We start from the raw sequence: 11,882 nt of genomic DNA on the forward strand, positions 1-11,882 counted from the left end.
ATCCATGAGCTTTTCGTACGATACCACGATTCCCGGGTCGGCGGCCGGGAGAAGCACGGCTCCGCCGGATGGCGAGGGACGGAACGTTTTCCGTGTCCGGCGTTGGGTCGCCCACCTTCGCGGCCCGGCCCCCGGCAAGGAGCTGCCCGATTTCACGCGCCAGCTGGCGACGCTGCTGAAGGCAGGCAGCAATGCGCCCGAGGCACTCGAAACGCTCGTCCCCGACATCGAGTCCCCCGCCCTCCGCGACGCGGTGGAGGCGCTTGAACTCGCGACCAAGCGCGGACTGCCGCTCAACAAGGCGATGCGCGCACACCCGCGCATCTTCGATCGCGTCTACACCGAGATCATCGCCGCGGGGGAGCACGCGGGCACCCTGGAGCGCATGCTCGACCCGCTCGCCACGGGTCTCGTCACGGCCGAGAAGATCCGCAGCAAGGTAGCCCGCGCGATGATCCAGCCGATGTTCACGCTCGGGGCGACGTTCATGGGTGGCTGGTACATGATCCAGACGGTGGTGCCCACGTTCGCCGGCATCTACGAGCGGGAGGGGGTTGAGCTGCCGATCGTGACCCGGGTGCTGATTGCGCTGGGCAACGTGGCATCGGCGGCGGGGGACGGAGCGTTCTTCGCAGCGGGGATCGGCCTCCTCCTTCTGCCGAAGATACTCTCCCTGCCGGCGGTCCGTGACGTGAAGGACCGCCTCCTCCTCCGTATTCCCATCATCGGCCCCCTGCAGAAGCTCAGCTCGGTTTCGCGCTTCATGCGCTTTTTCGCGATGCTCCTCTCCACCAAGTCGATCCACGAAGCTGAGGCGATCCAGCTTGCCGCGCAGACCGCTCCCAACAGCGCCGTCGCCGCACGGCTCTCGGCGGCCGCCCAGGATGTGGCGGCGGGAACCAAGAAGGTGTCCGGCGCACTGGAGAGGACCGGCGTGATCCCGCGGATCTACATCCAGATCCTGCGGACGGGCGAGAAGACCGGTGAGGTTCCGGAGCTGGCTGCGTACGCGGCCGAGCGGCTGGAGGAGAAGGTGATGTCGCAGGTCGAGAAGGCGCAGGAAGCGCTCATCCCGCTAGTCATGTTCATCGTGATCGGTATGGTGGCTTTGATGATGATCGGGCTGTACGGGCCGATGGCGGGTTTGTACAAGGTCCTGCTACACTAGGCGCTAAAGGGCACTGCTGTCGGTTAGAAGTCGAAGAGCTGCAACTGGCTATGAAAGGGGGGGTGGTCTCCTGTGTAATTCGCGGACTCGAGGGCTTGTTCTAGCGCGTTTCTTTCGAAGAGAGAGACGCTGAGAATCTGTAATAAAGTGTAGAGATCGAGGCGGGTGCCGAGCCTTTTCCGCACAATCGCGACGAGGACGTATGTCGACAGGACGATCCAGATCTGCGTGCGCACGGCGTTGGGCTGCGGCCGTAGAAGACCTTGATGCGCAGGTGAAGAAGGAGCCCGAGTTCAAATCGGCGTGTGCGAGATTCAGCCGTAAGTGCTTGCGCCGCACTGCGTTATGGAATCGTCTACTTACGTTAACCGGACAGTAGTGCGGCGGGGCCAGCTACGGTTACGCGGAGTTCGCGGTTGACGACGCCCCCTATCGGGTGCTTATGGCGGCAGTCATTCAGGAGTGCTGACTGCCTCATGCCGCTAGACGATGCTTCCGGTCGGCGGCTTCTGCCACGGCGCCCGCCTCGCGTCCCCAGAGCATCACCTGGGCCGCTCTATGAGGCGCTGCGCCGCGTACCGCACGTGCGTTACGTGAATTTTGGCCGGCACGATTAGCCATGGCGCCGCCCGCCCGCCGCACTGGCGCGCCGCCTGGGGTGGCCCAGACCCACCAGATAGCGGCGCCACGAGGGGCTCAGGGAGGAAAGATTCGAGCGCATCAAGCCTGCCGAGCGCCCGAAGGTTCGGGTGACCGTAAGGAAAGTCGGACGATCACCCGCCTCCGAGCGCTCCACGTCCGGGCGCTCAGACCTGCACTCGCCGCGAGATCGGTGATCGTACGGTTCTGCCGCAGCCGATATCGCTTCAACCGTTAACGCCCTGTTGGCTCTGCAATCCGACATCTATGATGCCTTGCACCTGAGAGCCAGCGGCGGCACAACTTTCCCGTGTTGCGCTCCCGTCCTCCCGGCTCAATCGTCGCTCTCGAAGATCACTTGCCAGTGCGCGAGTTCCTTGAGGCGTGAGTAGATTCTGAAGCCCGTACGCACGTCCCAACCAGGCACCTCCGGCGTGGCGGCCGGCGGGTTCCGGATGACGTCCGCCGCGCACCACCCGGCGTCGCTTATCTTGATGGTGCGGGCACCGCGGACCGCCTCCAATGTTCCGTACTCGTTCAAAGCCAAGTAGGTATGTCGCCCTGCGGACCTCATGCGCTCTAGCACCGGACACGTGTCGATCAGGCCACCGCGGAGCTCTGGGACGGAGGTGAGTTCCCACTCCGCACGACCCTCAGCCAAGTGCCCCACCAGCGGCACGTCCCAGCGCTCATCGCGCCGGCCTGCGCTCAGGCAGACCAGCGCGCGGCTGTACCCCGACGGGGCGAACAGCGTAGGGCCCTGCTCCGCAGGCGGCATCTCCCCTGCCCGTGCGATTTGGCATTCCGCCCACACCGTGGCATCGGGTAGGCGATGAAGCGCCTCGATCCGTTTCACCGGCAGGGACATGGGTGTGTTTGCGCTCCGGCCGACGAGCAGGACAGAGACGTCTTTGCCCACATTCTCGAGGAACCATGAGGGGAAGACATCCACTCGCTGCCGCCCCGGCGGGAAGCGGTATGCATCGGGTCGCAATGGTTTCTGGTCCACCAGATCCTTTGGATACTCGCACACGGAGCGGACGAACTCGGCAAGCGGCACCTGCATACCGTTCTGCACCATGACCTGCAGGGTGCCGTCCGCTACACGCGCCACAGGGCACGTGTAGCCCACCCCTACTCTCTCCCGCATGCGCTCCGCTTCGTCGATGCTGCACAGCCAGTAGGGATGCCTCGGCATCCGCTGGTCGCGCTCCAGCTCAAGCAGGCGTCCCGTCACATCGTCGGCGGAGGGCGGGACGGCGAAAGCGATCCCGTACTCGGAGTAGCCAGGGTTGTGATCGATCACACGGTCGATCCAGTCGCCCGCCCGCTCCGAATAGCCGTCGCGGCGGGTCACCTTCCACGCGCCGTCCAGCATGTCCCACGCGGTGAGCCGTGCGATCCCCCGATCCAGTTCGGCGAGGATTTCCCCCCGTGACGGCGAACTCGTGATCTCCTGCCGCAGAGTCGGCCTGCCGAACAGGCGCGAGGCAGGCATGTAGGGCTCAGCCGCATAGTCGAACGCCTCACGGAGCGAATGCGGCCCCTGGAGATAGATGAGGAGATCGTCTCCGCCCCTGTCCTGGAGCACGTCGTGCATCCCAGTGAGCACGGCAGACCAATCTGTCTCTCCCGGCGCGTCCACTGCCGGCGCCTCGTGCCTCGCGACCTTGACCCAGCCCAGGAGCGACTCGGTAAAGGCGTCCACTACGATCTCGTCCCCACTGCGCGAGGTCGTGAGCCACAACTGACCACGGATGCTGTGGAAGCGAACCGGCCAGTCTTCGGTGGGCAGGTCGCACCAGTCAGCATCACAGCCGTGGATCGGGTGGAACACCGCGTCCTCGTGCGCAGCGGCGTCGTACGGCCAGCGCAGATCGGACGTGTTGGGCGCCGTGCGGGGCAACTCCCCCGGCCGTTCCGGACGCAGACGTCCTGGGTACCGGACCTCCTCCAGAGGGCGGAGGAATCCGCCCGGTGCCGCCCAGTCCATCGGGCTCTCCATCGTGACCCCGCTCCCCGCATCCAGCAGATTCTCGGGACGCAGAGCGTAATCGACGGCCGCCTTCGCAGCCTCCTCGTCGTCGCACCATACGCGAGGTGAGAGCACCTCCTGCGAGGTCGCATCCGCAAGCCAGACGTCGGCCGGCCAAGTTCCAGTGCTCCGCATCGCGAGCACCGGCACAAGTCGGCTGTCCCACCGGGTCCCGCCTCCGTAGTACGGATCGCCTTGGGTCCAGCCCGAGAGCCGCACCGCGCGTCCGCGCCACGGTGTCCCCTTTGCCTCATCCTGGCGGCGCATCCGCTCCCACTCTGCGCGGTGGAACGGGCATCGCCACGGCAACGGCGCCTCACGGTCAGTCCTCCGAACGAGAAGCGGAGCTCCGGCTACCCACGGCAAACCAGTACCCGGTTCCGGAATCACGTCACGAGCGCGGACCTCAACCCACGGTACGCCGAGCGTGCGCAACGTCTCAATCTTCGCGTGATCTACCTCGTGCGTGACGTACACCTCGATCGCACCAATCGGACAGCCCTGCCTCAGCAGGATCACGTCCGCTCGGACAGAGGGCAGGTCGTACTCGACGAGGACGTCGTCCCAGCCGTGGAGCCAGTCCATGGTCTCCGGGATGTCGCAGTGGCTCGTACGCCCCCGCCGCGGGGCGCCCGCGCATACCTTCCGGATCCGCAGCCGCCCGGCGTTGCGGAGCGCCTCGGCGATCAGCAGCTTGGTGTTAAGGTGGAGCGCGCTCTCGGGCGCCCCGGCGGGACATGAGGAGGTATCGCTGGAGTGCGCGTAGTGGGGGCGGAGGACCTCGCCGCATTTCGTCACCACGCGCGCGCAGCAGACGGGGCAGAACGCCTCGGGGCGTGCGGCGGGTGGGACGCCGACCCACCGGCTCACGGGCTCAAGTTCGTAAATCCGGCCCTCCGGCCCGTCCAGGTCGGGAAGGAGGTGCTTGCCGTCTCGCCGGAAGCGGTGGCGAAGGTCCGCGGCCGACGGGATCAGCTCTCCGGAGTCCGGACGTAGGGTGAAGACCCACTCGGGATGCACGGCGTTCTGCACCGCCGGAGACGGATCCTTCGCGTGGAAACGGTGCATGCGGACGTGAATCTCCCGGGCGGGGGTGGAGGAGATGCATCTGGTACCCGCAGTTCCCTGTTCCGGTTCGGCTCGCGGCGGCGGTGGGCAGCCGTTGGATCACGTCATCGAAACCCTGCGGGACCGACACCCAACGGCTCGCCCCCTGGTTCCGAACTGGGGTAATGGGTCCGGCCAGAAAGCGGTACTGGTAATAGATCCACGTGCAACCCCGTGTTTGCACGCTTTCGACGCGGCCACTATCGTGGCAGTTTAGGTGTTAGGCCTCTAACCCACACATGCTCTAGCCTCCAGCGTCAGCCCGACTATGGCCCGTCCCGCCTTCAACACGCGCGACCGAGCAGCCCTCGCGGAACGTCTCTTCCAACGCGGCGTTCCCCGCGCTCGCGAGTTCCAGCAAGCGTGGACCAGCTTCAACACCTGCTACAACACCGCCGGCAGCGGTGGTTCTGAGCGTGACCGCGTCTTGCGTGGCATCAGGCGCTATGTGAACGACGCTGATGCCGCGGCACTTCTGCCCCAACTCGACGCGAGCATCCGGTACTTCTCACATCTTCCCCCGGGGGACACTCGGCGGTCCGCGAATGACCCGAGCTTCCGGCAGACTGCAACTGAGGACCTCCAAATCGTCAACGACCCGGCATCCGCTCCAGCCGAGCGGCTTGCACGTTTGATGGGCGTGATCTACCAGATCAGGTGCAATCTTGCCCACGGCGACAAGGATCCAGACGTGCTCCGTGACCGGGAACTGGTGCACCACTCCGTAGAGGTCATCAACCAGGTCGTTCCGCTCGTCATCCGATCCATGCGGTAATCCAAGACCTGTGACGAGCTTCGATCTGGGCTCTGGAGTTCCTGGTGGAGTAGTGAAACGGGCTGAAGGGGCACAGCGTATAATCCGCTGTGCCCCTTCGTGTTTCTCAAATCTTCTGTTTCCGTCCGCGGGTCGAAGTGTAAGAGTATGAACCTTCGGTAGTGGGTTAAGATCTGACGGATCTACCTCAAGCTTCAACGAAGACATTCGTAAGATGCCTGCTCAAACGTCATGAGTTCACAAAAGGGATGCTGGGGATGTGGTTCCTCGTTGGGGCGGCGCGTAATCCCGCTTCAAGAGGTCGCCCACGAATCGGCCCAGCCCAGTCAGTACGTCCGAAACGGCCTCAAGGGTCTCATCAATGAACTGCGCGGAGAGATACGCGATCCAGGGATCATCTCCCGTCCTCGACCACACGAACCATTCGATCGGCCATTCCGCCTTGGTGCGCTTCTCGAAGGCTCGCCGCTCCTTCATGGGCCACTCGAATCCGAGATGGAAGATCTTGTTGCGATAGGCGAAAAGTGCCTCTAGGCGCATAGATAAGCTTGGGGGCAGGTGTTTACCGATTCCGAGTGCGTCACTCATCTCTCGGATCCCTCGAACCAGGTCCTTCCTCAACTTTCCCCCGATCCATGCGTAGTGGCAGTTCCACCCGTGGTCGGGGTCGTGAAAACGTTGGTGCGTGGGCAACGGCAACTGTTTATCGTGATATAGCTCGCCCAGCTGGGTCATCGCCTGATAGAAGACCGACTCAATGAGCGGTGCGAGCATCCCGACCGCTGCCATGCTGTGTGCGGCGTCCTGGTAAACAGACGCGTGCACATGGTCCACCCAGTCGTCGATTGCCTGCTGCTGTATCGCTCCCTGTGACTGGGGTACATCCGACGCGATCGCCTGAATCTCTTGGTTGGTAGTTCGGTCGGCGTCCTGCTGCCGCCGCAGCAGAGTCTGAATAGCGACTAGCTGGCTCTGGTAGTCCAGAGACGGGAGCAGGTAGTCGAGCCAGTCCGCACCACCCACCGCGGGCACACCTGCGCCGGCATCGCGCATGTACGCTTCTATCAGTTCCTCTTCATCCATCATGTGCGCTTCGCCTGTTGCTTTGTGTGAGGAGGTCGGCGACGGGTTCGCTGCGGAACGAGCGTAAACCAATTCACTATCGGTAGTCCAGGCATGATTCCTCCCAGGCGAATGGCACAGTCTCTTCTCTCCCGACGCGAAAGTACGGATATGGCCACCATAAGCTTCCGGTTTACAGACATATGAGCACCAGCCATTTCAGTCACCTACGGCACGCAATAGATACTCGCCTGAAGGAGTACGGCAACTTCATCGTCCCAGGGATCGGGCTTACCGATCGCGTGGCGGGCCAGCTAACGGGGCTGGAGCCAACCGTGAACCGCCTGGCCACGATCAGCGCGCTCGTAGAAGCCGGGCGCCGCAAAGGCGAGCGCACACGCGAGATGTTGCTGGCGATGGGCTGGCCACCGCCCTTGGCACCTGCCGGCGCGGACACTGGACGAGGTCGTGCGCTCGTATCATGGGGGAGCAATTACGGCAGACGAGGCGGTCGAGATCGTTCTAGAGCTCTATGACCGCGGCACACTGGATGAGCTCGTGGCTGAGTGGTCCCGATTCGGCTGGCTCGCTCCTCGGATGCCTGCGATCCGAGAGGGAATCGACTCTTACAAGGACGGCCGCTACTTCGCAGCGGTCTGCACGGTCTTGCCCCATGTCGAGGGGGTGTTAGGCGATGCGCTTGGGAAATCACCGAACGCGCAGAACGATGCGAAGAAGTTCTTCCGCGACACACCTCTCTCTGCGGTTGCGAAGGAATACTTTGTGAAGGTCTGGAAGACCGGCTTCAGCTGCGGTCCCACCGACCCGGTTCCGGAGATGTCGCGGAACGCGATTCTTCGCGGGCGCGACCTCTCCTATGGTACGAAGGCCCACGCGCTTCGCTCGATCCTGGTGCTCGACGGGGTGATCGGAGCTGTCGATGAGCACCGGCGGGATCAGGAGGAAGCGCAGCGCTGGGTAGATGAAGAGGAGGATAGCGCCGTACGTGAGTAACTCCTCAGACACCCTCTGCTCACTTAGGAGGATATGGCCACCTTCTCCTCGTACCGCAGCTACTCAAACTTCGCGCACGCTGTGAAACGCCGCTGGAGGTTTAGCCGCGATGCCGAACAGGCGGACTTTCTGACAGCAGTTCTGGCCACGAGTCAGTCGCGTCTGGAAGTGCTGCAAGCGGGAAGCCTTCTTTTCCGTGCGCAACTCGGCTGCAACTGGCCTGAGACCGACGAAGAGGAAGCGGAAGATCCGGGCCCGCGTCCGTTTCCGCCCAGCCGGATGATGCCCCTCAGAGATCGGGCATCCGAAGGCCGGGTGAATCCGCGAGGGATACCCTATCTCTACACAGCGACGCATGCGGTAACGGCGGGTGCGGAAGTGCGGCCGTGGATCGGCGCGTATATCACGATCGCCCAATTGAAGACCGCTCGCGATCTCACCCTTGTGAACTGTACCTCTGATGACCGGAGGGACATGATCTACTTCTCGGAGCCACCGGAGGCCGAGCGTGAGATCGAGGTGTGGCGCGACATCGACCGCGCATTCGCACGGCCAGTCGAGCGCGACGAGTATTCGGCCGAGTACGCGCCCACCCAGGTCATCGCGGAGATGTTCCGGGAGCACGGTCTGGACGGGATCGCGTACCGAAGCTCGCTCGGAGAGGGGCACAACATCGCGTTCTTCGATCTAGGTGCCGCGGATGTGATCAACTATACAGTGCACGAGGTCCGCGGCATCCAGTTTGATGTGCCCGAGGTCGGAAATCGGCGTTACGTCAGAAAGCACTACCCACAATTGTCTGTCGCAGCCGAGCCTCATTCCATCACCGATAGTGGGTAGGTTGGACGCGGCTCATTCTGATCGACGCGTAGGGGCGCCAGGAAATACTACAATCGGACGCACACCGAGGTGGGAAAGGCTTGAGAGGGCAACGTCTACTGGGGAGCCGTTCTCTCTTGGAACCGACTGTGCCAGCCATGCCGTGGCTCACCGATCTGGCTCCCGTGAAGCGATCGCCGGCGCTCCGAATATCGAACTGACCCACTACCCACCAGCAAAATCACCATGACACTTTGTGCGGTCTGGAGAGATGACACAGCCATTCGAGTGGCCAGTGACTCACGCATCACGGTCCCCGGATCACTTTCAGGGGATCACCCTACGCCAAACCTTTTTGACGCGTCTGTCAAAATCGTATGCGCACCCCTGAGAGTTCGTGACCCGTACAATCTGGAGTCCAAACCTGTGTATCGAACGTACGGAGTCTGTGCCGTCGGTGACGTACGAGTCAGCAGGGTAGCAAAAGATTCCCTCATCGCCTTGATGAGCTGCGTCGCGGATATGGGTCAGGGAAACCTCCTTCGGATGGAGGCACTGGCACAGGTAGCCGCCCACATGTTGGAGCGTGCGACTTGGGAAGCCTCAAATATGTGGCCGAATGCACCCGGTCTTCCCACCGCCGAAATAATTCTTGTTGGACACTGTGAAGCCGAGAACGGGTCGCGAGCATTCCGGATCGCCGCACTGAATGGCAGTTTCCGGGAAACGGTAATTGATCTTGAGACTCCAAAATTCTTCGGCTCGGGCCAGCGGGCTGCAGAGAAGATCGTCGAGAAGCAGAACCTCAAATCACCGAAGGAACGGTGGAATCCACCCCATATCGTCCTGGCAGTGTGTCACGACGATAATTGCGAGGATGTGGGAGGTCCCATCCAGTGTGGGCGGATGAAAGGTACGGAATTCGTGCTGGACGTAGTTCGTGTGGAGAATCCCGCTGGCCGATACAATTACTTCGTTGGTGGTTTGGATATAGGGGGTGGGGTCGTAGTCAAACAGACAAATCGTGATGAGGATCTGAAAAACGAAGATCCGCTCTACGCACGACCAGCCGCACCAGAGGGGTTCGCGTGGCTACCGCAGGCCCAGACCAACGTTGACTGGAAGCTTATCCAGGAATGAACCGCGTCAGGCTTCCCAGAGAACTCCGTTACGTGAGTGCTGGTGGGAGAGTCTGTGCCCCGGATGCGGTCGTATGCCTCCTCAAACTCAACCGGCGGTACGTAGCCGATCGGCTCGCTCTCTTTGTTGCTGCCTGTACAGATTGATACTCGCTCCCGCGGTCCTCGCGTGACCCCGCCATGGAACGCTACCTGGCGTGAATCAGACGGACTAAGGTGATATGAGATGAATCCTAAACTCCGGTTTTGAGCAAAGTGACAGATTCAGTGGGTGAAATCGGTACACGATCGATGGTTCGCCTCGCCAGATCGGCAGCGAACGCGTGGGTGGAGGTGACAACTACAATGGGTCCCTACAAGGCGCCGCCATGCCTCTGCGCAGGCGCGACACCCAAATTTGTCGCATGGGCGTAACCTAATGATACAAATGCAGTTGCGCAGAGGGCGCCAGGGGAGACTCTTGGCGCCCTCTGCTGTCCTGGTATTTGCGGTTCAGATGGAGAGACGTCCGGCCGCGACAGAATTGGATGTCGCTCGCGCGACGGAACCCGATCCGCGCTCGCGGCGTATGCACAAGGAGGCGCGGTGGGTCAGGAGACCGCGCCGAAAGTGTCAACCACAGCGGGGCAGCAGATGGCAGGGCAGCAGATGGCAAAGCTACCGGGCGGGATCAGCATCCGGGAGGTGGAGGGCTCGCTACGGGTCCAGCAGGAGCTCCGAAGCCTCGAGCTCACCTCGCCCACGGCGAGGGCGATCCTGGAGGACCAACTGCGCTTCGAGGGCCCGGTGGCCCAGCTCATCCGTGAAGCCGAGACGCGGCAGGAGGCGATGCGGCTACACACCGACGCCGGTGGCGCGCTGAGCTCGACGGTGGATCGGGCAGAGCTGATCCGGGAGTACGCCGATCGGGCGGTGAGCAGCTCGGGCTTCGCGTCGGTGCTCGCGATGAGCGAAATAGCGCGCGAAGCCGCCTCCCGAACGCCCAATCCCCCGATCAAGGGCATCCTCGCCGCGCAGGAGCGGTGGTTTTCGTCGCTCACCACTGCGATGGGCCAGACGTCCATCCGCGCCCTGACGGAACGCCTAGCGGTGCCGACGCCCGATTTCGGCTTCCGGATCCGCGACGCGCTCGATGCCGTGGCGTTCGCTTTGCCAACCGTCTTCGATGACCTGCGAGTCCGGATTCCGGACTGGGCAGACGCGATCGCGGAGGACCTGGCCGAGCAGGCAGAGGACGGCTTCAACGCTGGCGCCGACAACCGCAGCATCGAGCAGTATTTCCTAGACCTGCTCGGCTCGCTGGGCGTTCCGGAGGCGGCTCGGCGGCCCCTGACGCTCCTCCTCCTGATGTTCATGCTTCCGGCCGCCGCGGAGATCTCCGGATACGAGTGGGGTCGCCGGCGTGACGGGGACGCGCAGGAGGAGGCGCGCCAGCGCGAGATTGCGCTGGGGCAGCATGTGAAGGACCAGGGAGCGACCCTGGACAGCCTGCTGCAGATCGCCCAGAACCCGCCGCGGCCGGCGAGGATCATGAAGTCCGCCTGGCTCCGCGATTCGCCCAGCACCACGGCCGCCAAGGTCGGCGCGGTGCTCGCGCCCGGTACCGAGCTGATCGTCTACGAGCGAAGAGGCGGCTGGCTCCGCGTCCAGGCGGAGCCGGTACCTGGCGAGGTCAGGAGCGGTTGGGTGTACGGGAAGCTCGCACGCTACCGATAGGCGGTGTTTTTCGCGCTCTTCCTGGTGAGCGGGTGGGCGGCGGCGGCGGTAGACCTCGTCCTGTCCTCGCCTTCGTGGCGGACGCGCTTCCGAGAGCGACAATTTGCATGTCGCGAATGCGACCTGTGAAAGGTCGATTCTTTGAAAGAGGCTGACGCTCAGGATCTGTAACATGGTGTAGAGACTGAGCCCGGCTCGAACAGGTCGGTACTGTAGTTCAGCGCACGCGCAGGCCTTCGAGGAATCGCGTGACGGATGGTGTCTCGCGTGTATTGGTTCAGCGGAAATCGAACTTTCCGCAAACGCTTGAGAGTTACACTTTCCCCTCGACCGGCGAGTGGCCGGGACCACGAGCAAGGGGAAAGTACGATGCCCAAGGGGCGGCAGCACACGGCGGATGAGAAGTTG

At 63.1% G+C, this 11,882-nt stretch carries 8 protein-coding genes and 1 pseudogene; 6 read left to right on the forward strand and 3 right to left on the reverse strand.

Annotated features, from left to right (window positions below):
• Positions 1–4: 4 nt before the first annotated feature.
• Positions 5–1,168 carry a type II secretion system F family protein gene (locus tag VF584_24255; protein ID HEX8213311.1) on the forward strand — a complete coding sequence of 388 codons (1,164 nt, stop codon included), beginning with the start codon at positions 5–7 and terminating at the stop codon, positions 1,166–1,168.
• 23 nt (positions 1,169–1,191) lie between these two features.
• On the opposite strand, the pseudogene VF584_24260 reads toward VF584_24255, so the two are convergent.
• Together VF584_24260 and VF584_24265 are read right to left on the reverse strand one after the other, a co-directional pair.
• Positions 1,192–1,445: pseudogene (locus tag VF584_24260) on the reverse strand (IS4 family transposase).
• A gap of 696 nt (positions 1,446–2,141) precedes the next feature.
• Positions 2,142–4,910: a competence protein CoiA family protein gene (locus tag VF584_24265; protein ID HEX8213312.1), complete on the reverse strand. Its 2,769-nt coding sequence runs from the start codon at positions 4,908–4,910 to the stop codon at positions 2,142–2,144.
• Between the two features lie 307 nt (positions 4,911–5,217).
• Here VF584_24265 and VF584_24270 point away from each other — a divergent pair, with 307 nt between their 5' ends.
• Positions 5,218–5,724: a hypothetical protein gene (locus VF584_24270; GenBank protein ID HEX8213313.1), complete on the forward strand. Its 507-nt coding sequence runs from the start codon at positions 5,218–5,220 to the stop codon at positions 5,722–5,724.
• 237 nt (positions 5,725–5,961) lie between these two features.
• On the opposite strand, the gene VF584_24275 is transcribed toward VF584_24270, so the two are convergent.
• Entirely contained in the window at positions 5,962–6,810 is an 849-nt protein-coding gene (locus VF584_24275) for a hypothetical protein (protein ID HEX8213314.1), read from the reverse strand.
• A 444-nt stretch (positions 6,811–7,254) separates the two neighbouring features.
• On the opposite strand from VF584_24275, the gene VF584_24280 reads away from it, so the two are divergent.
• The 4 genes from VF584_24280 (at position 7,255) to VF584_24295 (ending at position 11,474) form a co-directional block, all read left to right on the forward strand.
• The gene (locus tag VF584_24280) at positions 7,255–7,800 is read left to right on the forward strand and encodes a hypothetical protein (protein ID HEX8213315.1); all 546 of its coding nucleotides are present in this window, start codon (positions 7,255–7,257) and stop codon (positions 7,798–7,800) included.
• A gap of 33 nt (positions 7,801–7,833) precedes the next feature.
• Positions 7,834–8,640, forward strand: coding sequence for an RES family NAD+ phosphorylase (locus VF584_24285; GenBank protein ID HEX8213316.1), 807 nt, complete (start codon positions 7,834–7,836; stop codon positions 8,638–8,640).
• A gap of 405 nt (positions 8,641–9,045) precedes the next feature.
• Positions 9,046–9,759 (forward strand): hypothetical protein, encoded by a 714-nt coding sequence (locus tag VF584_24290; GenBank protein ID HEX8213317.1) that lies wholly within the window; start codon positions 9,046–9,048, stop codon positions 9,757–9,759.
• A 584-nt stretch (positions 9,760–10,343) separates the two neighbouring features.
• Positions 10,344–11,474 carry an SH3 domain-containing protein gene (locus VF584_24295; protein ID HEX8213318.1) on the forward strand — a complete coding sequence of 377 codons (1,131 nt, stop codon included), beginning with the start codon at positions 10,344–10,346 and terminating at the stop codon, positions 11,472–11,474.
• Positions 11,475–11,882: the final 408 nt, after the last annotated feature.

This window comes from Longimicrobium sp., assembly GCA_036389135.1.
In the GTDB taxonomy this organism is placed as follows: Bacteria; Gemmatimonadota; Gemmatimonadetes; order Longimicrobiales; family Longimicrobiaceae; genus Longimicrobium.

Coding starts and splice junctions, on each gene's coding strand:
- VF584_24255 (HEX8213311.1), top strand. CDS start 5: ATGAGCTTTTCGTACGATACCACGATTCCCGGGTCGGCGGCCGGGAGA.
- VF584_24265 (HEX8213312.1), bottom strand. CDS start 4,910: ATGCACCGTTTCCACGCGAAGGATCCGTCTCCGGCGGTGCAGAACGCC.
- VF584_24270 (HEX8213313.1), top strand. CDS start 5,218: ATGGCCCGTCCCGCCTTCAACACGCGCGACCGAGCAGCCCTCGCGGAA.
- VF584_24275 (HEX8213314.1), bottom strand. CDS start 6,810: ATGATGGATGAAGAGGAACTGATAGAAGCGTACATGCGCGATGCCGGC.
- VF584_24285 (HEX8213316.1), top strand. CDS start 7,834: ATGGCCACCTTCTCCTCGTACCGCAGCTACTCAAACTTCGCGCACGCT.